Raw genomic sequence first — 21564 nt, forward strand, 5'->3', positions numbered from 1 at the left:
GGCGTCGGAACCCGAACCGCTGGCCGAGCCCGAGCGGCAGCCGCGCGCCCCCGTGTCGCCGCGTCCCGTGCCCCGCCCCGTGGCCGAGGCCCGCGCCCCCGCCCCGCGCACTGATGCCCCCGCCCCGGATCCCGTCGATGCCGACACGCTGATCCGGGCGCTGAACTTTCCCGACGGGCCCGACGATGCGCAGGCCATCGCCGCGCTGCGCCGCGCCTTGCAGGACGCCGATCATGCCCGCGTGCTGCGCGCGGCGCAGGACGTGGTGACGCTGCTGGCGGGCCAGGATCTCTACATGGACGACCTGCCGCCCGAGCCTGCGCCCCCCGCCGTCTGGCGGCGCTTTGCCGAAGGCGCGCGGGGCAGCGCCGTGGCGGCGCTTGGCGGCATCCATGACGGCACGGCGCTGGACATCGCCGCCGCCCTGCTGGAGCGCGACGAGATCTTCCGCGACACGGCGCATCACTTCCTGCGCCATTTCGACGCCATGCTGACGCGGCACCTGCCGGACATGGACGATGCGCAGATCGCGGTGCTGGCCGAAACGCGGTCGGCGCGCGCCTTCATGCTGCTGGGCCGGATCGCCGGGGTCTTTGGCTGATCAAAGCGGGCGGCGCAGGATCGCCACCGGACCCGACCAGGGCCAGCCGTAACGGCCCCGGCCGATCTCGGCAAAGCCGGCCGCCGCATAAAAGGCCAGGGCCGGGCGGTTGCGCAAGGCAACCTCGGCCCGCAGGCCGGGGCGGCCGCTGCGGCAGGCGATCCCGGCTGCGGCCTCCAGAAGCGCGCGGCCGGTGCCGTGGCGCGGGCGGTCCACCACCAGCCCGTCGATCACCAGATCCGGCGTTGCGGGCGCGGGCCTGAACAGCAGCCGGGCCAGCACCGGCGTTTCGGCCAGAAAGCCCCCCTCGTGGTCGCGAAAGCCCGCCACGCCCGCCAGTCGGCCGTCCGGCCCGATGGCGGCGATGCCGTGGCAGGCGCGGATGCCGGGCGCCCTGCCCCGGCCCAGGGGGGCAAAGGCTTGCCACCACAGGCGGGCGGCCTCGCGCAGGTGCCGGTCGGGGATGGGGGACGTGATCTGCACCCGGCCTTGCCTTATCCTTGCGCGTCGTGCAACGAAGGTGCCGCGATCCGATCCGAAGCGAAAGCCCCATGTCGCCGACACCCCGCCCCCGCCCCGACGCCCGGCAACCCCTTGCCGACGGCGCGACGCCTTCCAGCGGCCAGATGTTCCGGCGCGGCGCGGTGAAGTCCCTGCCCTTCCTGATCGTGATGATCCCCTTCGCGCTGCTGTTCGGCGTCGTCGCGCTGGAGGCGGGGATGGACGTGGCCCAGGTGCTGGGCTTTTCCGTGCTGGTGCTGGCAGGCGCCTCGCAGTTCACGGCGGTGCAGCTGTTGTCCGACAACGCCCCGGTGATCGTCGTGATCCTGTCCTGCCTGGCGGTGAACCTGCGGATGGCGATGTATTCGGCGTCCCTGGTGCCCTGGCTGCGCGACGCGACGGCCCCGCAAAAGGCCTGGGTCGCCTATGCGCTGGTCGATCAAAGCTATGCGCTGTCCATCCAGGAATACGAGGCCAATCCCCGCATGGCCCTGCGCCAGCGGCTGGCCTTCTTTGCGGGCGTGGTGACGGTGGTCTGCCTGCCCTGGATGGTCTTTTCCTGGCTGGGGGCCACGGTGGGCCGGGCCATCCCCGACGACATCGCGCTGGATTTCGCCATGCCGATCACCTTCCTGGCGATGATCGCGCCGATGCTGCGCACGCCCGCGCATCTGGCCGCCTGCTTTGTCGCCGTCCTGGGATCGCTGCTTCTGGCGGGACTGCCCTCGGGCCTCGGCCTGCTGATCGCGGCGCCCATCGGCATGGCGACCGGCGCCGCGGTCGAGGCCTGGACGGGGCGGAGGGCGCGGGCATGACGAACGGCACGTCCGATCTGACCGTCTGGCTGGTGATCGTGGTCCTGGGGATCGGCACGTTCCTGATCCGCTGGTCCTTCCTGGGCACGCTGGGCGACAGGGAACTGCCGGAATGGGTGCTGCGGATGCTGCGCTATACGCCGGTGGCGGTGCTGCCCGCGCTGGTCGCGCCGCTGGTGGTCTGGCCCGCCGCGACCGGGGGCCAGCCCGATCCGGCGCGTATGGCCGCCGCCACGGTCACGGTGGCGGTCGGCCTGTGGACGAAGAACATGATCGGTGCCATCCTGGCGGGCGCGATCACGCTGTTCGGCCTGCTCTACATGTTGTAGCCGACGATCCTGCCGTCCTTCTGGCGCAGCAGCACGTCGTGGTTGTTGGCGGGATCGCCGTCCATGTGCCGCTTGGACTGCACGCCCGGCAGCGTCAGGAACCAGTTGCGCAGCTTCAGGGGCGAAAACCCGGTCGGCGCGTTTTCGAACCCCGGCACGCGGCGCAAGGCCTTGCCGGTGTTCACCGCGCAATAGCTCTTGGGCGAGGCGCCCTGCTGTTCCACCGCGCGGATGGCGGCATCGGCGACCTCTCGGCTGACAAGGACCGTATCCTCGGCCACCCAATAGGTCTTGCGGGCGTGGTAGTCGATGTAGAAGTGCTTGAAGTTGTCGGTGATGCCATACAGCACGTCGTTGCGTTCGGGGATGCGCGGATGTTCCCAGCTTCCCGCCGGGTCATAGATGACCCGCTGGCTGCCGTTGATCATCAGCCCCGAATGGCCGCCCTCGCCGCGCGGGATGCCGATCACCGTCAGCAGCGTGATCGAGGGCGGCTCATCGGACACGAAGCGCGCGGCGCGCAGCTCCTCGTCCGAATCCCAGACTTTCTGCGCCCCGCAGGCGGCAAGGGCGGCAGGCAGCGCCGCCGCAAGGAAGACCCGTCTTTTCATGGAAATCGTGCCCGGATCAGCTGTTGACCAGGGCCATGAAGATCAGGACCAGGATCGACAGGATCGCGACCCAGGTGGCGAACCTGATGAAGCCCGCGAAGGTCTTTTTCTGTTCGGTGATGTCCATGGTGCCGATCTTGTGCTCGGTGGTGTCGTGGTGATGCGTGGCCATAGGCTGCCTCCTGTCCGGTTTGCCCTTGCGATAGCGGATCCCGCCCGCCCTGTCACGCCCCCCACAGCACCGCGCCGCCATCCTGTCCCACGGCGGTCACGGTCCCCAGGCGGCGCAGGTGGTTCACATGGGCCACGGCCTCGACCAGGGCCAGCCCGAATTCGTCCCTGCCGATGCGGCGCTTGAACAGGATGTCGAAGCAGCCGACCGCCGTGCGCGGGCCGTCGCGCAGCGCGGCGGTCATGCGGTCCAGCGCGCCGTGGTGGTTGTCGATCAACTGCCGTAGCCGCGTGGGCAGGCCGGTGAAGGGCAGCTTGTGCCCGGGCAGGACCAGGTGCCGCGGTTCGGCCAGATCCGCCATGCGGTGGCAACTGTCCAGCCATTCGCCCACGGGATCGGCCTCGGGCTCGGTCGGATAGACCCCCAGGTTCGGCGAGATCGAGGGCAGCAGCTGGTCGCCCCCGATCACCAGGTCGTCGTCCAGAGACCAGAAGGTCGCATGGCAGGGCGCGTGGCCATGGCCCATGGCGATGCGCCAGCGGCGGCCCCCGAAGCCGACCTGCTGGCCGTCGGTCAGGCGGGTGAAGCCCAGCGGCAGCGGATGGACCACGTCGGCGAAGTTGAAGGGCCGTTCCGCCGCGCGCCTTTCCAGCAGGTCGGCGGGCATCCCGGCGCGGCGCCAGAAGGCCAAGGCCTCGGGCGTGGCGCGGTCCTGCCGGTCCAGCACCAGCATCCGCGCGGTCAGCCAGGCGGTGCGGCTCATCCACAGGTCCGCGCCGTCGCGGTCCATGAACCAGCCCGCCAGGCCGATATGGTCGGGGTGGTGATGGGTGCCGATCACGCGCCGGATGGGCCTGCCCGCCAGCGGTCCGGCCAGCAGCGCGGCCCACACCTCGCGGCTGGCCGGCGTGTCGAAGCCGGTATCGACCAGCGTCCAGCCACAGCCCTCGTCCAGCGCATAGACGTTGACATGATCCAGCGCCATCGGCAGGGGCAGGCGCATCCACAAGACGCCCGGCGCGACCGTCACGGCCTCGCCAAGGGCGGGCGGGGTGTCGAAGGGATAGCCGATCACGCCGCGACTTCGCCGGCAAGGGCCGCGTCGCTGATGGCCGCCAGGTCGTCCAGCCCCGCCACGGCCTCGGCCAGGTCGGAGGCATGGCGCGGTAGCACGCGGGCCATGAACACGCGCGCCAGCGCCCGATGCGATTCGCCCCCAGCCTGGACCGCGCGCAGGTGGTAAAGCCCGCCCAGCACCCGCGCAAAGGCGGTCAGATAGGGCACCGCGCCCGCGAAGCGTTCGGGCAGGTCACGGTCCAGCAGCGCATGGGTCGCCTCGCGCAGCGTCTCGGCCGCCTGCCACAACTGGTTCGCCCATTGCGGATGATCGGCCTGCGCGGCCTTGGCCCCATCCGCGACCTCGTCCAGCAGGCGCAGGGCGGCGTCGCCCCCGTCCGACAGCTTGCGGCCGACCAGGTCCATTGCCTGGATGCCGTTGGTGCCTTCATAGATCGGCGTGATGCGCACGTCGCGCAGATACTGGGCCGCGCCGGTTTCCTCGACATAGCCCATGCCGCCATGGACCTGCACGCCGATATCGGCCACGCGGCAGCCGACATCGGTCCCGTAGGCCTTGGCGATGGGCGTCAGGAAGGCCGCGCGGGCGGCGTGGACGGGATCGCCTGTGGCCCGTTCCAGGTCGATGGCGGTCGCGCAGGCAAGGCCGATGGCGCGGGCGGCAAAGACCTCGGCCCGGGCGGTGGCCAGCATCCGGCGCACGTCGGGGTGCTGGATGATCGGTCCCATCTGGTTGCGGTCGGCCGCATAGGCCACGGCCTGCTGCAACGCGGCCTCGGCCACGCCCACGCCCTGCATCCCCACGCCAAGACGGGCGACGTTCATCATCGTGAACATCGCGGCCATGCCCTTGTGTTCGGCGCCCACCAGCCAGCCGGTCGCGCCCTCGAAGCTCATCACGCAGGTGGGGCTGCCGTGGATGCCCAGCTTTTCCTCGAGGCTCACGACCTTGAGGCTGTTGGCCACCCCCGGATTGCCCCGGTCGTCGGGGATCAGCTTCGGAACCATGAACAGGCTGATGCCCCTGGTGCCCTTGGGCGCGCCCGGCAGGCGGGCCAGCACCAGGTGGCAGGTGTTTTCGGTCACGTCGCTGTCGCCCCAGGTGATGAAGATCTTCTGCCCCGTCACCCGCCAGGTGCCGTCGCCCTGCGGTTCGGCCTTGGTCACCAGCGCGCCCACGTCGCTGCCCGCGCCGGGTTCGGTCAGATTCATCGTTCCCGACCATTCGCCGGAAATCAGCTTCGGCAGATAAAGCGCCTTCAGCTCGTCGCTGGCGTGATGCTCCAGCGCCTCGATCTGGCCCTGGGTCAGCAGGGGGTTCAACTGCAAGGCCAGGCAGGCGCCCGACATCATTTCGGCCACCGCCATGTTCAAGGCCTGCGGCAGGCCCATGCCGCCGTGTTCAGGGTCCGCGGCCAGCCCGATCCAGCCGCCCTCGGCGATCGCCCGGAACCCCTCGGCAAACCCTTGCGAGGACCGGACCCGGCCGTTTTCCAGCACCGCCGGGTGGTCGTCGCCCATCCGGTTCAGCGGCGCCAGGACGTTGGTGGCAAGCTTGCCCGCCTCGGCCAGGATGGCGGATGCGGTCTCGGGCGTCGCCTCGGCGAAGCGGCCGGTCCGGGACAGGTCGGAAAAGGGCACGACATGGTTCAGGATGAAGTCGATCTGCGCGACCGGCGCCTTGTAGCTCATCTGCTCCCCCCTTGGCGCCTTGGCAATCGGGCCGGGCGCAACTATTCAGACTGGTGTTCCGGCCATTTTAGGGGGGTTCGGACAAGGCTCAACCGAAACCCGGCGTCACGGATGCAGACCGAAAGATTGTTGCCAGACCAGATGGGCCTGGCCCGCGCGGCGATCCTGCTGGCGGGGGGCGCGGTCGTGGCGATCCCGACGGAAACGGTCTATGGCCTGGCGGGCGATGCGAAGAACGGCCAGGCGGTCGCGCGGATCTACCAGGCCAAGGGGCGGCCTTCCTTCAACCCGCTGATCGTGCATGTCCCCGACCTGGACACGGCCCGGACCATCGCCGATCTCTCGCCCGAGGCCGAGAGGCTGGCCGCCGCCTTCTGGCCCGGCGCGCTGACCCTGGTGCTGCCCCTGCGCGCGGATGCGGGCATCGCCTCGCTGGTCACGGCGGGGCTGCCCACGGTCGCCCTCCGCGTGCCCGCCCACCCGGTCGCGCAGGCCCTGCTGCGCCTGACCGGGCCGCTCGCCGCGCCATCAGCCAACGCCTCGGGGCGGATCAGCCCGACCAGCGCGGATCATGTGCTGGACCCCGACGGCGGCCTGGACGGACGCATCGCGGCGGTGCTGGATGCCGGTTCCTGCCCGGTGGGCCTGGAATCCACCATCATCGGCTGGCCCGATGGCCGCGCCACCCTGCTGCGCCCCGGCGGCATTCCCGTGGAAGCCATCGTGGACGCCTTGGGCCATCCGCTGGACGATCACCACGCCGACCCCGCCGCCCCGAACGCGCCGGGCCAGTTGACCAGCCACTACGCCCCGCAGGCCGCGCTGCGCCTGAATGCAACCGATCCCGCCCCCGGCGAAACCCATGTCGCCTTTGGCCAGGCCGGCCCCTTCACGCTGTCAGAAACCGGCGACCTGACCCAGGCCGCCGCGCGCCTGTTCGACACCCTGCGCCGCGCCGACCGCGAGGGCCGCCCCATCGCCGTGGCCCCGATCCCCGACCACGGCTTGGGCGCCGCCATCAACGACCGCCTGCGCCGCGCCGCCGCCCCTCGGGGCTGATAGCCCTTTCACTTTGGCCCAAATATCCCGCAGGGGGAAATCCGCCGTCAGGCGGATGGGGGACGCGAAGTCCCCCTGCCCCGCTCACAACCCCAGCGAGCCATAGACATTGGCAATCCGCCGGATCGCCACGACATAGCCCGCGGTGCGCATGTCATCGACCTTGGGGTTCGACATCCACACGTCCTTCATCTTCTTGAAGGCCTCGCGCATCGTGTCGTCCAGGCCCGAGCGGACCAGATCCAGCTCGTCCGCGCCATGCAGGAAGGCCTCCTTGAAGCCGCGCGCCAGCTCGAAATTCGTGCCCGTGTCGGCCGAGATCCGCTCCAGCTCCTCGACCAGCATCCGGGCGCGGGCCTCCTCGTGGCGGCGCTCCAGGCGGCCCAGGCTGATCTGCGACAGGTTCTTGACCCATTCGAAATAGCTGACCGTCACGCCGCCCGCGTTGGCATACATGTCGGGGATGATGACGATCCCCCTGCGCTTGAGGATCTCGTCCGCATCCGCCGTGATGGGACCGTTGGCGGCCTCGATGATCAGCTTGGCGCGGATGCGCTCGGCATTGCCGTCGTGGATCACGCTTTCCACCGCCGCCGGGATCAGGATGTCGCACTCATCCTCCAGCGCGGCCAGCCCGTTCTCGCGGTAATCGCCGCCGATGAAGCCCTTGACGCCCCCGGTCGCGCGGATATGGCCGCGCAGCGCGTCGATGTTGATGCCCTGCGGGTTCGTGATCGCGCCGTCGCGTTCGATCACGGTCGTGACCAGGGCCTTGTCCTCGACCGACAGGAACTGCGCCGCGTGATAGCCGACGTTGCCCAGGCCCTGCACGATCACCCGCTTGCCCGCCAGCCCGCCTTCCAGGCCCGCCTTCTTCATCACGTCCGCGTGGCGGAAGAACTCGCGCAGCGCGTATTGGACGCCCCGGCCCGTGGCCTCGACCCGGCCCTCGATCCCGCCCGCATGGCGCGGCTTGCCCGTGACGCAGGCCTTGGCGTTGATGTCGTCGGGATGCAGCCGCTTGTAGGCATCGGCCATCCAGGCCATCTCGCGCTCGCCCGTGCCCATGTCCGGCGCCGGCACGTTCTGGGACGGAGAGATCAGGTTGCGCCGCGACAGCTCATAGGTGAAGCGGCGGGTGATGCGCTCCAGCTCGTCCTCGTTCCAGGCGCGCGGGTCGATGCAAAGCCCGCCCTTGGACCCGCCGAACGGCACCTCGACCAGCGCGCATTTATAGGTCATCAGCGCGGCCAGCGCCTCGACCTCGTCCTGCGTCACGTCGGGGGAATAGCGGATGCCGCCCTTCACGGGCTCCATGTGTTCGGAATGGACCGAGCGATAGCCGGTGAAGGTGTGGATCTGCCCGCGCAGACGCACCCCGAAGCGCACCGTATAGGTCGAGTTGCAGACCCGGATCTTTTCCTCAAGCCCCGGTTGCAGGTCCATCAGGCCCGCCGCATGGGTGAACATCCGCTCGACCGAATCGCGGAAGGATGTGTGGGGGATCGTCATCGGCAGCTCCTGAACAACTTCGCCGGTAGGGTGACGAAGGGGAAGCTATGCCAGCCGGGCAGCGGGTGCCAACCCCGAACTGAACAAAAACGAGGCATTTTCGTTTTGCCGGTCCCCGGACCGTGATGCCATTGCGCCACGATCGGCCTTCATGCGGCAGCGCCACCTTGCAATCAGGGATTGAACCCGGCGGGCAAGCTGCTAGCAAAGCCTGATTTGGACCTTGAAGATGACGAAAACTCAATCGCTTGTTCAGGGGCGCAAGTTCGCGCAGGTGGTCCGGGGCGCTGGCGCCGTTTTCCTGCGCGACGGCTTTGCCGGGGCCAGCGTCGATGACATCGCGCGCACCGCGCAGGTGTCCAAGGCGACGATCTACAGCTATTTCCCCGACAAGGCGCTGATGTTCCAGGAAGCCATGCGGGCCGAAATCGCGCGGATGGAAGGCAGCTTGACCCTGGACATCGACCCGGACCTGCCGCCGGACCGGGGCGTGCCGCAGATCACCGCCCGGGCCGCGGAATGGATGGCCGATCCGCACCGGGTCAGCCTGTGCCGCGCCCTTCTGGCCGAGGCGCCGCGCTTTGCCGATCTTGTGCTTCTGTTCCAGGACAGCCTGTCGCGGATGCTGCGCGACCCGGTCCGGGCGCATCTGGACCGATGGGCCCGGGCAGGGCTTCTGGCGATCGACGACACCGACCTTGCGGCCAGGCAGCTGGTCGGCCTGTCGGGGGCGCATTGCTCGCTTCACCTGCTGGGAATGCCGCAGGCGGCTTCGGCCATCCGCACCGATGCCCGGGACGCTGCCATCCTGTTCCTGCGCGCCTTTGCGCCGGTCCCGCGCCAGGACCGGCGGCGCAGCGCCGGGACGCGCTGATGCAAACGTGAAAATCGCCGCGCCTTCTCAAGCCCCTGCGCGGCCTGTATCATCGGCACCCGAGCCCGCGACAGACGGGCGCCGCCCGAGGGAAAGACGATCATGACGCCTATCAAGTTTCTGCTGCCCCTGCTTGCCGCCACGGCCCTGGTGTCGGGCTGCATGGCCCCGGCGCCCGCGCCCGCGCCCATGCCGGAACCTGCCCCCGTGGCCTATGTCCCGCCCGCCCCGGAGCCCGTCCTGGGGGTCGCCGGCCTGACCGAGCGCAAGCCGGATCTGTGCGGGGCCACCAAGAACTATGCCTCGGCCGTGGGCCAGCCGGGCAGCGTGATCCCGACGCTGGGCATCACCAAGGACTACCGGGTTGTCGAATACCGCGGGATCGAGCCGCAGGAATACGACCCCAACCGGATCGTCTTCCGCCTGGACGCGGCAGGCACCATCACCAACGTCGATTGCGGATGACCCTCATGAACGCCAAAGCCCTGATCCTCGGACTGTCCGCCGCTGCCCTGCTGGCAGCCTGCGAACCGATGCCTGTCGAACCCCTGCCCGACGCGCCGCCCGATGATTGCCGCGCCTCGGCCTATCAGGGGCTGGTGGGCCAGCCCATTTCGGTGCTGGCCGCCATGACCTTTCCCATCGGCACCCGCCAGATCGGCCCGAACGATCCCGTTACCTCGGACTTCCGGCCCGATCGGCTGAACATCGAATACGGGCAGGCCGGCCGGATCGAGAAGGTCAGCTGCTACTAGGCGGCGGCCTTTTCGGCATTGCCACGCGGGCGGCGGGCTGTCACCATCCTGTTCATGATGGATGCAGGCCCGCCGTTTCATGCCGCCCCGGATCGCGTCGTCTTCGACCGGGCGGAACTGTCGCTGATCCTGTCGGTCTATGGCCGCTTCGTCGCGGCGGGCGAGTGGCGCGATTATGCCATGTCCTTCCTGCGCGACGCCGCCGTCTTCAGCGTCTTCCGCCGCGCGGCCGAACATCCCCTGTATCGCATCGAGAAACGCCCCCGCCTGCGCGCGGCCCAGGGCGCCTATGCCGTGATCGCCATGGACGGGCGCATCCTGAAGCGCGGGCATGACCTGGCCCAGGTGCTGCGGGTCTTCGACAAGGCGCTGATCCGCGCGGTGGACTAGGTGCCGCGCGGCTTGGCCCTGGTGGTGGGATCGGCCTCGCGCGGATCCTCGGGCCAGGGGTGGCGGGGATAGCGGCCGCGCATGTCCTTTCGGACATCGGCATAGGAGGACGCCCAGAACCCCGGCAGATCGGTCGTCACCTGCACGGGCTTGCTGCCCGGCGACAGCAGGCTGATGCGCAGGGGCCGCCCGCCCACGACCGGATGGCGCGTCACGCCGAACAGCTCCTGCAAGCGCAGCTCGATCGAGGGCTGCTCGTGGTCATAATCAATGGGCACCTTGCGGCCCAGAGGCGTGGTGAAATGCGCCGGAACGTCGCGGTCCAGCCGCTGCTGGCCGTCCCAGCCGATCCGGGCCTTCAGCGGTTCGGCCAGATCCAGCCCGCGCAGATCGGCCAGCGTCCGGGTGCGCCCCAGCCAGGGCAGCAGCCAGTCCGCATCCGCCAGCAAGGCCCCATCATCGACCGGCCCCAGGTCCGGCAACAGCGCGATCCGCGCCCGCAACCGGGCCGCAGCCGGGGTCCAGGTCAGCCCGTCCAGCCGCAGCCCTTCCAATGCGGCCAGCGCAATGGCCCCTTCCGGCGCATCCGTCCAGGCCCGATCCGACAGGACCAGCGCCCCCAGCCGGTCCTGCACCCGCGCCAGCACCCGCGCCTCGCGCCGCGACCATTCGCAAATCTCGACCGTCTCGATCCGGTCGCCATGCAGCGCGCGCAGATCGGCCTCGGACAGGCGGGCGGCCATGCGGATCCGCGCCTCGCGTGCATCCCCATCCAGATCGGCGGCCACGACCAGCCGCTGCCCGGCCATGGGATCACCGGCGTCCATCACCGCACCCTTGCCGCCCGACAGGACAAAGCGCGGATCATCCCCCTTGCGCCGCAGCCCGATCCGGTCGGGATAGGCCAGCGAGACGACCCCTCCCAGTTCTTCTTCACTCAAGTATCCTCGGGGGGTGCGGGGGGCAGAAGGCCCCCCGCCGTCGCGGGACGCAACAAGACGCCGCAGCCGCGCGGCCTCGTCCCGGATCTGCTGGACCACCGCCCGGTTCGCCTCATAAGGGTGCCGCGCCGCAAAGCCCTTGGGGTCGCGCAGCGCCGCCAGCCGCAGCGCCAGATCAACCGGCGCGCCGCGCAGGGGATAGCGGTTCGACAGCAGCGCGGCCAGATCCGCCGCCCCGGGCCCCGCGCGCAGCAGCATATGCGCCAGACGCGGATGCAAGGGCAGCCGCGACAGGGCGCGCCCGTGATCGGTGATGCGGCCCCCGGCGTCCAGCGCCTCAAGCCCTCGCAGCAAGGCCCGCGCCTCGGACAGGGCACCTTCAGGTGGGGGCGTCAGGAAGGCCAGATCGCCCGGCTCCGCCCCCCAGGCCGCCAGTTCCAGCGCAAGGCCTGCCAGATCGGCCACCGCGATCTCGGGCGGGGCGAAGGCGGGCAGCGCGCCTTCCTCGGCCCGCGCCCACATCCGGTAACAGATGCCCGGCGCCACGCGGCCCGCGCGGCCCCGGCGCTGGTCGGCCTCGGCCCGGCTGACGCGCTCCGTGACCAGCCGCGACATGCCCGACCCCGGGTCAACCTTTGCCCGCCGCGCCCGGCCCGCATCGACCACCACCCGCACCGCCGGAATGGTCAAGGATGTTTCCGCAATCGCCGTCGCCAGCACGATCCGCCGCCGCGCGCCGGGCGGGGCCAGCGCCGCCCGCTGCTCGGCAGGCTTCAGCGCGCCGTAAAGCGGCAGCACTTCGCACCCATTGCCAAGCTGCGCCATCACCCGCCGGATCTCGCCCTCGCCCGGCAGGAAGGCCAACACCGTGCCGCCGGTATCCCGCGTCTCGGCCTCGGCCTGCATGATCAGCCGCGCGGCCTCATCCACCAGCCGCGCGCCCGCAGGCAGCGGCCTGGGCAGCCAGCGGGTTTCCACCGGAAAGGCGCGGCCCTCGGACCGGATCACCGGCGCGCCGTCCAGCAGCGCCGCCACCGGCTCGGCATCCAGCGTGGCCGACATGACCAGCACCGCCAGATCCTCGCGCAGCGCGCCCTTCGCCTCCCACACCAGGGCCAGGCCCAGGTCGGCATTCAGGCTGCGTTCGTGGAATTCGTCGAAGATCACGCAGCCGATGCCCTCCAGCGCGGGATCGGACTGGATCATCCGCGTCAGGATGCCCTCGGTCACGACCTCGATCCGGCTGCCCGCGACCGATTCGCCGCGCATCCGGTATCCGACGCGCGCGCCCACGGGTTCGCCCAACTGCTCGGCCAGACGTTCCGCCGCAGCCCGCGCCGCCAGCCGGCGCGGCTCCAGCATGACGATGCGGCCCGCCACCCGGTCCAGCAGCGCCAGGGGTACCCGCGTGGTCTTCCCCGCGCCCGGGGGCGCGACCAGCACCGCCCGGCCCTGCGCAGCCAGCGCCTCGCACAGGGCGGGCAAAACATCGTCGACAGGCAACCGATCCAGCATCCCCGCGTTATGTCGCAACGGCGGGCCAAGCGGAACCCCGGCCCGCCGCCCTGTTCAAACCCATCCCCGGATCCTATCTTCCGGCAAAGACAACGGAAAAACGGCAGGCGGCATGGGTATCGGCAGCAGCATGATGGCAGGCATCGGCTTGGGCGATCCGGTGATCCGGCTGGGCGTCACCGGCCTGTCGCGCGCGGGCAAGACGGTGTTCATCACGTCCCTGGTGGCGAACCTGATGGACCGGGGCCGGATGCACGCCCTGCGCGCGGCGGCCGATGGCTCGATCAAGGCCGCCTGGCTGCAACCGCAGCCCGACGACACCATCCCGCGCTTCGATTTCGAACGCCACCTGGCCGCCCTGACCGGACCCGCGCCGCATTGGCCGGAAGGGACGCGCCATGTCAGCCAGTTGCGCCTGTCCCTGCGCCTGGACGCGCGCGGGTTGCTGGGCGGGCTGACCGGCCCGCGCACCGTGCATCTGGACATCGTCGATTACCCCGGCGAATGGCTGCTGGACCTGCGGCTGATGGAGCGGGACTTTTCCGAATGGTCGGCCGAGGTTCTGGACCGCATGGAAGGCCGCCCCGGCGCGGACGGCTATCACGCCGCGCTGAATGGCCTGGACCCCGACCGCTTCGACGAACCCACCGCGCAGCGGCTGGCCCAGACCTATACCGCCCACCTGCACGCCGCGCGCGAGGCGGGCTGGTCCGACTGCACCCCCGGCCGCTTCCTGATCCCCGGAGAGATGGAGGGTTCCCCCGCCCTGACCTTCGCCCCCCTGCCCGCGCGCTTCGCCGAAGGCCGGTTGCACAGGGAATTCCGCCGCCGCTTCGATGCCTACAAGTCGCGCGTGGTGAAACCCTTCTTCCGCGAACATTTCGCCCGCATCGACCGCCAGGTGGTGCTGGTCGATGTGCTGGGCGCGATCCACCAGGGGCCAAGGGCGGTCGAGGACATGCGCCGCGCCATGGCCGACGTGCTGACCGCCTTTCGCCCCGGCCGCGCGGGCTGGCTGGCGCAACTGCTGGGCACGCGGCGGGTCGAACGCATCCTGTTCGCCGCGACAAAGGCCGACCACCTGCACCATGTCCAGCACAATCGCCTGACCGCGATCCTGTCGGCCATGCTGCGCGAGGCCCGCGACCGCGCCGATTTCAGCGGCGCCCGGACCGAGGCCATGTCCATCGCCGCCCTGCGCGCCACGACCGAGGACGTGATCCGCCAGGACGGCCAGGAATTGCCCGCCGTGCGGGGCCGCCTGATGGACGGGCGGCAGGCGGCCTTTTACCCGGGCGAACTGCCCGCCGATCCCGCCGCCCTGCTGCATCCCGCCCGCGACGGCGCGCCCGGCTGGCTGGACGGCGACTATGCCATCATGAACTTCGCCCCCGCCCCCATGACCGCGCGGCCCGGCGACGGCCCGCCGCATATCCGCCTGGACCGGGCCGCAGACTTCCTGATCGGAGACCGGCTATGAGCGACACCCCTCGCCGCGGCCCCGTGCTGATCGAACTGGACGCGCCCGCCGACGACCCCCGCCCCGGCCCCGCGTCCGAGGCGCGCGACGACGCGCTGAGCCCCGCCGACGCCCCGCCCATCGACGCGGCAGACCCCCACCTGCCCCGCCCCCGCACGATGGAGATGGTGACACGCCTTGTCGGCCGCCCGCCGTCCAGGCTGACACGCTTCTTCATCAACTCGGGCGTGGCGCTGTTCACCTTCCTGCTGTCCATCGCCGCGCTGAACTTCATCAACGACCTCTTGACCCGCTATCCGGTGCTGGGCTGGATCGGGGTCGCGCTGTTCGCGTTGTTCACGCTGGCAGCGCTTGGCATGGCCTGGCGCGAATACCGGGCATGGGCGCGGTTCGCGAAGATCGACGCGATCCAGCGGCAAGCAGGCGCGGCCCTGGCCGAGGACAGCATGGACAAGGCCCGCGCCGTGACGGACGGGTTGCTGGCGCTGTACCGCGACCGCCCGGAACTGGACTGGCCGCGCAAGCGCCTGGCCGACAACCGGGGCGACGCCTTCGACGCGCGCACCCTGCTGACCATGGCGGAAACCGAACTGCTGGCGGGCCTTGACCAGCAGGCGCGCCGCGAGATCGAGGCCGCGGCCCGCACCGTGGCCGCCGCGACCGCGCTGATCCCCATGGCCCTGGCCGATGTCGCCGCCGCCTTGGCTGCGAACCTGCGGATGATCCGGCGCATGGCCGAGATCTATGGCGGCCGCGCGGGGGCCGTGGGCGGCTGGCGGCTGGCGCGCACGGTCATCACCCATCTGGTCGCCACCGGCGCGGTCGCGGCGGGCGACGACCTGATCCACACCGTCGCGGGCGGCGGAATCATGGCGAAGCTGTCGAAACGCTTTGGCGAAGGCGTCGTCAACGGCGCGCTGACCGCCCGCGTGGGCATCGCCGCGATGGAGGTCTGCCGCCCCCTGCCCTTCATCGCCCAGCCGCGCCCCAAGGTCGGCAACCTGGTCACGCGCGGGCTGCGCGGGCTGTTCGGACCCGACGAACGCGGCTAGAACCGTCCCGAAAAGGGGGGCAGCGGATGGCGTTCTTTCTGGGAATAGACGGCGGCGGCACGGGCTGCCGCGCGGCGCTGGCGGATGCGGATGGGCGCATCGTCGGCCAGGGCCAGGGCGGGCCTGCCAATATCAACACCGATGTCGAGGGTGCTGCGGCCAACATCCTGGCCGCCACCGCCGAGGCTTTGGAGGGCACCGGGGCGGACCCCCGCGACCTGATCGCCACCCTGGGCCTTGCCGGGGGCACGATCACGGCGGCGGCCGAACGGCTGGCGGGGCTTTTGCCCTTTGCCCGGATGCAGATCGTCAACGACGGCGTGACCGCCGCGCGCGGCGCCCTGGGCATGCAGGACGGGATTCTGGCCGCGATCGGCACCGGATCGGTCTTCGCCGTGCAGCGCGGCGGCGATCTGCGCCAGGTCGGCGGGCGGGGCTTCCGTCTGGGCGACGAAGGATCGGGCGCGGTTCTGGGCCGGACGATCCTGTCCCTGGCCATCAGGGCCGAGGACGGATTCGCCGACATGACCCCCCTGCTGCAACACCTGCTGGAGGAGTTCGGCGGCATCGAGGGCATCATCCGGTTCGCCAACGGGGCGTCGCCTGCGGATTTCGCCCGGCTGGCCCCGCGCATCGTCGCGGATGACGACCCTGCGGCGCGGCAGGTCTTTGACGCCGCCGTGGCCGATATCCGCCACATCCTGACGGTGCTGCAAGCCGACGCGCCCCTGCCGGTGGTCTTTCTGGGCGGGCTTGGTCCCGCCTATGCCGCGCGGCTGACCGACTGGCCGCAGCGGGCGGCGATGGGATCCAGCGTCGATGGGGCCGTGCTGATGGCGCGGCAGATGGCCGGGGCGGCGTGACCGCCCCCCGCGCCCGCTGCGCTCCGCCCGGATTGCCGCGTCAGCCGGTCATTCCGGGATGACGCGCACCGCGCCGCGCGCCGCGCTGGTGGTCATCGCGGCATAGGCGCGCAGCGCGGTGGACACCTGACGCTGGCGCGACTTGGCGGGCTTCCAGCCAAGCGCCTCGCGCTGCGCCCGGCGCGCGGCCAGGGTCGCGTCGTCCACGTCCAGGTGGATCACCCGGTTCGGAATGTCGATCACGATCCGGTCGCCCTGTTCCACTAGGCCGATGGTGCCGCCCTCGGCCGCCTCGGGCGAGACATGGCCGATCGACAGCCCCGACGACCCGCCCGAGAAGCGCCCGTCCGTCACCAGCGCGCAGGCTTTTCCCAGGCCCTTGGATTTGAGATAGCTGGTCGGATACAGCATTTCCTGCATCCCGGGGCCCCCGCGCGGGCCTTCGTAACGGATCAGCACGATTTCGCCCGGAACGACCTTGCCGGTCAGGATCGCGGACACGGCATCGTCCTGGCTTTCGAAGATATGCGCGCTGCCGGTGAAGGTCAGGATGGAGTCGTCCACGCCCGCCGTCTTCACGATGCAGCCGTCCTCGGCCAGGTTGCCGTAAAGCACGGCCAAGCCGCCGTCCTGCGAAAAGGCGTGTTCGGCCGCGCGGATCACGCCCGTCTTGCGGTCGGTATCCACCGAATCATAGCGGCGATCCTGCGAGAAGGCGACCTGCGTCGGCACGCCCCCCGGCGCGGCGCGATAGAAGTCGTGGACGGAGGCCGCGTCGGTGCGCATCACGTCCCAGCGGTCCAGCGCCTCGGCCAGCGAACCCGCATGGACGCTGCCGACATGGGTGTGCAGCAGGCCGGCGCGGTCCAGTTCGCCCAGGATGCCCATGATGCCGCCCGCGCGGTGGACATCCTCCATATGCACGTCGTCCTTGGCGGGGGCGACCTTGCAGAGGACCGGCACGCGCCGCGACAGGCGGTCGATGTCGGACATGGTGAAGTCGATGCCGCCTTCATGCGCGGCGGCCAGCAGGTGCAGCACCGTGTTGGTGGACCCGCCCATGGCGATGTCCAGCGTCATGGCGTTTTCAAAGGCTTCGAAGCTGGCGATGGAACGCGGCAGGACGCTGGCGTCGTCGCCTTCGTAGTAGCGGCGGGCAAGGTCCACGATCAGGTGACCCGCCTCGACGAACAGCCGCTTGCGGTCGGCGTGGGTCGCCAGCGTCGATCCATTGCCGGGCAGCGCGAGGCCAAGCGCCTCGGTCAGGCAGTTCATGGAATTGGCGGTGAACATGCCCGAACAGGACCCGCAGGTCGGGCAGGCCGAGCGTTCGATGGTTTCCACATCGGCGTCCGATACGGTGTCGTCGGCGGCGGCGACCATGGCGTCTACCAGATCCAGCGCCTTGACCTTGCCGCTTTCCAGGATGACCTTGCCGGCCTCCATCGGGCCGCCGGAGACGAAGACCACCGGAATGTTCAGCCGCAGCGCGGCCATCAGCATCCCCGGCGTGATCTTGTCGCAGTTGGAAATGCAGACCATCGCGTCGGCGCAATGGGCGTTGACCATGTATTCCACGCTGTCGGCGATGATCTCGCGCGAGGGCAGCGAATAGAGCATCCCGTCATGGCCCATGGCGATGCCATCATCGACCGCGATGGTGTTGAATTCCTTGGCGATGCCGCCCGCGGCCTCGACCTCTCGGGCGACAAGCTGGCCCAGGTCTTTCAGGTGGACATGGCCGGGCACGAACTGGGTGAAGCTGTTGACGATGGCGATGATCGGCTTGCCGAAGTCGCTGTCCTTCACCCCGGTCGCCCGCCACAGGCCGCGCGCGCCCGCCATGTTGCGGCCGTGGGTGGTGGTGCGGGAACGATAGGCGGGCATGGCATGAGTCTCCTGTGGCTGGCGCGCGGTTTTAGCACCAAAGGCTGCGGAAGGAAATTGCCTGCGGACGTGGGGGCACGGGCTTTTTATGTCGCGTTTGCGTCCCGCGAAGGCCGGGGGACTTCACGTCCCCCGGACCCCCTGTGGGATATTTAAGCCAAAGTGAAGGATCAGGAGGCCAGTTTCATCGTGACGATGCCCGCGACGATCAGGGCGGCGGCCAGCAGCCGCATGGGCGTGACGGGTTCCCCGAACAGCGCAATGCCCACCAGGAACGCGCCCACGGCGCCGATGCCGACCCAGACGGTGTAGGAGGTGCCCAGCGGCAGGGTCCGCATCGCCACCGCCAGCAGCCAGAAGGACGCGACCATGCCCGCGACCATGATGCCGGTAGGGATGATGCGGGTGAAGCCCGCGGATTGCTTCATCGCGGTGGCCCAGACGATTTCCAGAAGACCGGCGAGGACAAGATAGAACCAGGCCATGACGACCCCCAACTTGCCGGGCCGTCCCGGCATGATCGGCCCGTGATGGGGAGGTCGTCCTCGGGTTCTAGATACGGCTGAGCATTGCGCTATTCAAGACGATCCACCCTGGCATTCTCGACCAGTTCGGTCCTGGCGCCCAGCAGGCGTTCGGCCAGCATCTTCGCGCCCGAGACCAGCAGGTTGCTGCCGTCCCACAGCTCGGCCCGGGTGGGCCGGACGGTGATCACCCGCAGGTCGGGATTGTCGAGGGACTTGAAGAAGGTCTCATCGGACAGGCGCCAGACATCGCGCGCCTTGGCGGGGTCATGGCGGGCCTCGGCCGTGCCGCTGATTACGACGTAATCGTTCGCGCGGGTGTCGGAAAAGGCCAGCGAGACGTTGGGATTTGCCGCGATCTGGTCCAGCTTGCAGCCATTGGTGTCGGTCAGGATATGGATCGCGCCCTCGTCCCGGCGGACGCGGGCATAGACGGGGCGGGCCCGCTGGCCGTCGCCATCGCCCGTGACGAACATGCAGGGGTCGAGCTTGTCCGCGAGGGTCCAGATGCGGTCGGTCACGTCCGGGTAAGGCATGGTTTCCTCCGAAGGGTTGCCATGGCCGGCGAACGCGCGGGGCGCAGACGATGTTCCGAAGTCTGCAGCCAGCGCCCGACCCGCCTCAGGCGGGCGCTGGCCTGAGGTGGTCGTGGGCCGGCACCGTCTTTGATGGCACCCCCGGTCAAAGGGCAGGGGAAAGGCAGTGCGTTTCCTTGTCCCGCCCGCAGCCTCGAAGATCTTACCGCATCCCCAACCCGGCCCGCATCATCAGCCGTCGCACCGGCGCGATGCCGTAAAGCCCGCCAAGCGCCGCCGCGCGCAGGTCGCGCAGGGGGCGCAGGCTTGCCTGGCTCGCGCGGTTCAGGGCGTCGATGCCCAGCAGGCGCGCATAGGCCTCGGGGCGGCGAGCGCGGTCATAGGCGGCAAGGCCCGCCGCATCGCCCGGCTCGTCGCCCGACAGGTCGATCAAGGCGGACAGGTCGGCCAGGCTCATGTTCAGGCCCTGCGCGCCGATGGGGGGGACGACATGGGCGGCCTCGGCGATCAGGGCCGTGGCGGGGCCGGTGAAGCGATGGGCGATCTGGCTGATGATCGGCCATTGCGTCAGGCGCGTGGCCAGCGACAACCGGCCCAGGACGCCTGCGGAGCGGGCGTTCAGTTCCGCGTCGAAAGCGTCAGGCGGCAGGGCGGCAAGGCGGGCGACCTCGCGCCCATTCTCCATCCAGACCACGGCGGAGCAGGGCTTCCCGTCGCGGTCGGGCAGCGGCACCAGCGTGAAGGGCCCGCCGGAGCGGTGGATCTCGGTCGAGACATTGCCATGCGGCACGTCATGCGTGACGGCGAAGGCCAGCGCCTTCTGGCCATAGCGGAAGGTCCGCACCCCGATGCCGAGCGCCTGGCGCACGGGCGAATCACGCCCGTCCGCGCCGACCAGCAGACGCGCCTGGACGCGGCGTCCGTCGCTCAGCGTCACAAGGGCGCCCGTGTCGCGGGCCAGGACGCCCGCCGTGCCGGTGCCGGGCTGGAAGCGGACATTGTCCATTTCGGCCAGGCGGGCGGAAATCTCTCGCCGCAGCAGCCAGTTGGGCAGGTTCCAGCCAAACGGCTGGTCGCCGATCTCGGACGCGTCGAAGTCGCGGACCAGCCGCGCCACCGGCTGCGTGCCGCCCGCATCGACGATGCGCATGACCTGCAAGGGCGTGGCATGGGGCAGCAGGCGGTCCCACAAGCCGATCCGCCGCAGCAGCGCGACGGATGGCGTCAGGAAGGCGGTGGTGCGCAGGTCGGCGCCCTCGGCCCCTTCGGCGGTGACGGGCGGGGCGGGATCGACGCAGAGGGTCGAAAACCCCTGCGCGCCAAAGGCCGCCGCCGTGATCAGCCCGGCGATGCCGCCGCCGGACACCAGGATGTCGGTGCGTTCGGGATCGCCTGCGATCATGGGCCGCGGCCTAGTTCCCGGCGGTGAACAGCAGCATGATCGTGAAGACGACCACCGTCAGGACCACGCCCAGCAGGCCAAGCACGGGCAGGCCGAACTGGACCACGGCCAGAACGACGATCGCGACAACGACCAGAAGCAGGGCAATGGCAAGGACATTCACGCGATTTCCGCTTTTGTCGGCGGTATGGGTCATGGAGAAACCTATGGGATGGATGCATGTCGGCGGGATTGTGGCGCAATCAGCCGGTGCCCGCAATGCGACGCAGGAACGCAGGCAGGTCGTGGACGTGGTGATCGACATGGGCGGGCACGGGGCCTGTCATCGCGTCCGGCCCGTGCCGTCCCGGCCCGACCAGGATCGTGCGCATCCCCAGGTCGTGCGGGACGGCCAGGTTGCGGGGGTCGTCCTCGAAGAACGCCGCGCGGGTGGGGTCGATTCCCGCGGCCTCGATCACGATGCGAAAGGCCTCGGGGTGGGGCTTGGGATGGAAATGCGTCTCGGCGATGCCGTAGATCGCCTCGAAGATCGGGGCGGGCACGGCATCGTCCACCAGCCCCAACCCGCGCGCCCGCAGCACCTTCACCGCATAGGCGGCATCGGCATTGGTGTGGACCAGCTTGCGTCCCGGCAGCGCGGCAATGGCCGCCGCCAGATCGGGGGCGGGCCGCAGGGGGGCGAAGTCGATGTCGTGGACCTCGTCCAGATAGGCCACGGGGTCGATGGCATGTTCGGCCATCAGCCCGGCCAGCGTGGTGCCGTGCCGCGCCCACCAGTCGCGCCGCATCCGGTCGGCGGCGTCGCGTTCCACCGCAAGGGTGCGCATGACGTAATCGGTCATCCGCGCCTCGATCTGCGGGAACAGCGCCATCTCGGGCGGGTAGAGGGTGTTGTCCAGATCGAAGATCCAGGTATCGACATGCGCGAAATCCATGCGCTGCCGGATAAACCGGCACGGCCGCGCTTGCAATCGGC

23 protein-coding genes and 1 pseudogene are annotated in these 21564 nt (G+C 70.1%); 11 read left to right on the top strand and 13 right to left on the bottom strand.

Going from position 1 to position 21564, the window contains the following annotated elements:
* Positions 1-601: pseudogene (locus JX613_RS13830) on the top strand (hypothetical protein); the annotation flags it as partial.
* On the opposite strand, the gene JX613_RS13835 reads toward JX613_RS13830, so the two are convergent.
* Positions 602-1084 carry a GNAT family N-acetyltransferase gene (locus tag JX613_RS13835; RefSeq protein ID WP_207102053.1) on the bottom strand — a complete coding sequence of 161 codons (483 nt, stop codon included), beginning with the start codon at positions 1082-1084 and terminating at the stop codon, positions 602-604. It lies immediately after the preceding pseudogene.
* A 68-nt stretch (positions 1085-1152) separates the two neighbouring features.
* Here JX613_RS13835 and JX613_RS13840 point away from each other — a divergent pair, with 68 nt between their 5' ends.
* The gene (locus tag JX613_RS13840) at positions 1153-1917 is read left to right on the top strand and encodes an AzlC family ABC transporter permease (RefSeq protein WP_419538835.1); all 765 of its coding nucleotides are present in this window, start codon (positions 1153-1155) and stop codon (positions 1915-1917) included.
* A complete protein-coding gene (locus JX613_RS13845; RefSeq protein WP_207102054.1) occupies positions 1914-2246 on the top strand; it encodes an AzlD domain-containing protein in 333 nt (110 codons plus the stop codon). Before JX613_RS13840 ends, JX613_RS13845 begins: the two co-directional genes overlap by 4 nt.
* On the opposite strand, the gene JX613_RS13850 is transcribed toward JX613_RS13845, so the two are convergent.
* The 4 genes from JX613_RS13850 to JX613_RS13865 are packed head-to-tail and all read right to left on the bottom strand — an operon-like array spanning position 2234 to position 5798.
* On the bottom strand, positions 2234-2857 hold the full coding sequence (locus JX613_RS13850; RefSeq protein WP_207102055.1) for a type 1 periplasmic-binding domain-containing protein: 624 nt from the start codon (positions 2855-2857) through the stop codon (positions 2234-2236). The genes JX613_RS13845 and JX613_RS13850 overlap by 13 nt on opposite strands.
* Positions 2858-2873: 16 nt before the next feature.
* Entirely contained in the window at positions 2874-3029 is a 156-nt protein-coding gene (locus JX613_RS13855; protein WP_207102056.1) for an aa3-type cytochrome c oxidase subunit IV, read from the bottom strand.
* A 52-nt stretch (positions 3030-3081) separates the two neighbouring features.
* On the bottom strand, positions 3082-4101 hold the full coding sequence (locus tag JX613_RS13860) for an MBL fold metallo-hydrolase (protein ID WP_336512308.1): 1020 nt from the start codon (positions 4099-4101) through the stop codon (positions 3082-3084).
* Complete coding sequence (locus JX613_RS13865) at positions 4101-5798, bottom strand: acyl-CoA dehydrogenase (RefSeq protein ID WP_207102057.1); 1698 nt, start codon at positions 5796-5798, stop codon at positions 4101-4103. Before JX613_RS13865 ends, JX613_RS13860 begins: the two co-directional genes overlap by 1 nt.
* 111 nt (positions 5799-5909) lie before the next feature.
* On the opposite strand from JX613_RS13865, the gene JX613_RS13870 reads away from it, so the two are divergent.
* Entirely contained in the window at positions 5910-6857 is a 948-nt protein-coding gene (locus tag JX613_RS13870; protein WP_207102058.1) for an L-threonylcarbamoyladenylate synthase, read from the top strand.
* Positions 6858-6941: 84 nt separating this feature from the next.
* Here the strand turns inward: JX613_RS13870 and JX613_RS13875 are convergent, their stop codons facing one another.
* Positions 6942-8369, bottom strand: coding sequence for a Glu/Leu/Phe/Val family dehydrogenase (locus JX613_RS13875; RefSeq protein ID WP_207102059.1), 1428 nt, complete (start codon positions 8367-8369; stop codon positions 6942-6944).
* Between the two features lie 229 nt (positions 8370-8598).
* Between JX613_RS13875 and JX613_RS13880 the strand changes: the two genes are divergently transcribed.
* From JX613_RS13880 to JX613_RS13895, 4 genes are all read left to right on the top strand, one after another.
* On the top strand, positions 8599-9243 hold the full coding sequence (locus tag JX613_RS13880) for a TetR/AcrR family transcriptional regulator (protein ID WP_207102060.1): 645 nt from the start codon (positions 8599-8601) through the stop codon (positions 9241-9243).
* A gap of 102 nt (positions 9244-9345) precedes the next feature.
* Entirely contained in the window at positions 9346-9708 is a 363-nt protein-coding gene (locus JX613_RS13885; protein WP_207102061.1) for a hypothetical protein, read from the top strand.
* A gap of 5 nt (positions 9709-9713) precedes the next feature.
* The gene (locus JX613_RS13890) at positions 9714-9998 is read left to right on the top strand and encodes an I78 family peptidase inhibitor (protein WP_207102062.1); all 285 of its coding nucleotides are present in this window, start codon (positions 9714-9716) and stop codon (positions 9996-9998) included.
* Between the two features lie 57 nt (positions 9999-10055).
* Positions 10056-10388, top strand: a complete 333-nt coding sequence (locus tag JX613_RS13895) for a DUF2794 domain-containing protein (protein WP_207102100.1) — start codon at positions 10056-10058, stop codon at positions 10386-10388.
* On the opposite strand, the gene hrpB is transcribed toward JX613_RS13895, so the two are convergent.
* On the bottom strand, positions 10385-12844 hold the full coding sequence (gene hrpB, locus JX613_RS13900; protein ID WP_207102063.1) for an ATP-dependent helicase HrpB: 2460 nt from the start codon (positions 12842-12844) through the stop codon (positions 10385-10387). The two genes, JX613_RS13895 and hrpB, sit on opposite strands and share 4 nt — an antisense overlap.
* 112 nt (positions 12845-12956) lie before the next feature.
* On the opposite strand from hrpB, the gene JX613_RS13905 reads away from it, so the two are divergent.
* From JX613_RS13905 to JX613_RS13915, 3 genes are read left to right on the top strand one after another with little or no spacing between them, the layout of a single operon-like run.
* On the top strand, positions 12957-14324 hold the full coding sequence (locus JX613_RS13905) for a YcjX family GTP-binding protein (protein ID WP_207102064.1): 1368 nt from the start codon (positions 12957-12959) through the stop codon (positions 14322-14324).
* Complete coding sequence (locus tag JX613_RS13910; protein WP_207102065.1) at positions 14321-15376, top strand: YcjF family protein; 1056 nt, start codon at positions 14321-14323, stop codon at positions 15374-15376. Before JX613_RS13905 ends, JX613_RS13910 begins: the two co-directional genes overlap by 4 nt.
* Positions 15377-15402: 26 nt before the next feature.
* Positions 15403-16239, top strand: a complete 837-nt coding sequence (locus JX613_RS13915; protein WP_207102066.1) for a glucosamine kinase nucleotide-binding domain-containing protein — start codon at positions 15403-15405, stop codon at positions 16237-16239.
* A 48-nt stretch (positions 16240-16287) separates the two neighbouring features.
* On the opposite strand, the gene ilvD is transcribed toward JX613_RS13915, so the two are convergent.
* The 6 genes from ilvD to JX613_RS13945 all read right to left on the bottom strand — a co-directional run bounded on the left by ilvD (position 16288) and on the right by JX613_RS13945 (position 21523).
* Entirely contained in the window at positions 16288-18126 is a 1839-nt protein-coding gene (gene ilvD, locus JX613_RS13920) for a dihydroxy-acid dehydratase (protein WP_207102067.1), read from the bottom strand.
* Between the two features lie 170 nt (positions 18127-18296).
* The gene (locus JX613_RS13925) at positions 18297-18611 is read right to left on the bottom strand and encodes a DMT family transporter (RefSeq protein WP_207102101.1); all 315 of its coding nucleotides are present in this window, start codon (positions 18609-18611) and stop codon (positions 18297-18299) included.
* A gap of 89 nt (positions 18612-18700) precedes the next feature.
* Complete coding sequence (locus tag JX613_RS13930) at positions 18701-19186, bottom strand: pyridoxamine 5'-phosphate oxidase family protein (RefSeq protein WP_207102068.1); 486 nt, start codon at positions 19184-19186, stop codon at positions 18701-18703.
* 202 nt (positions 19187-19388) lie between these two features.
* Positions 19389-20588: a UbiH/UbiF family hydroxylase gene (locus JX613_RS13935; protein ID WP_207102069.1), complete on the bottom strand. Its 1200-nt coding sequence runs from the start codon at positions 20586-20588 to the stop codon at positions 19389-19391.
* 10 nt (positions 20589-20598) lie between these two features.
* Entirely contained in the window at positions 20599-20784 is a 186-nt protein-coding gene (locus JX613_RS13940) for a hypothetical protein (protein WP_207102070.1), read from the bottom strand.
* Between the two features lie 46 nt (positions 20785-20830).
* Positions 20831-21523, bottom strand: a complete 693-nt coding sequence (locus JX613_RS13945; RefSeq protein WP_207102071.1) for a pyrimidine 5'-nucleotidase — start codon at positions 21521-21523, stop codon at positions 20831-20833.
* Positions 21524-21564 lie beyond the last annotated feature (41 nt).

It is taken from the genome of Paracoccus shandongensis (genome assembly GCF_017315735.1).
Lineage (GTDB): Bacteria > Pseudomonadota > Alphaproteobacteria > Rhodobacterales > Rhodobacteraceae > Paracoccus > Paracoccus shandongensis.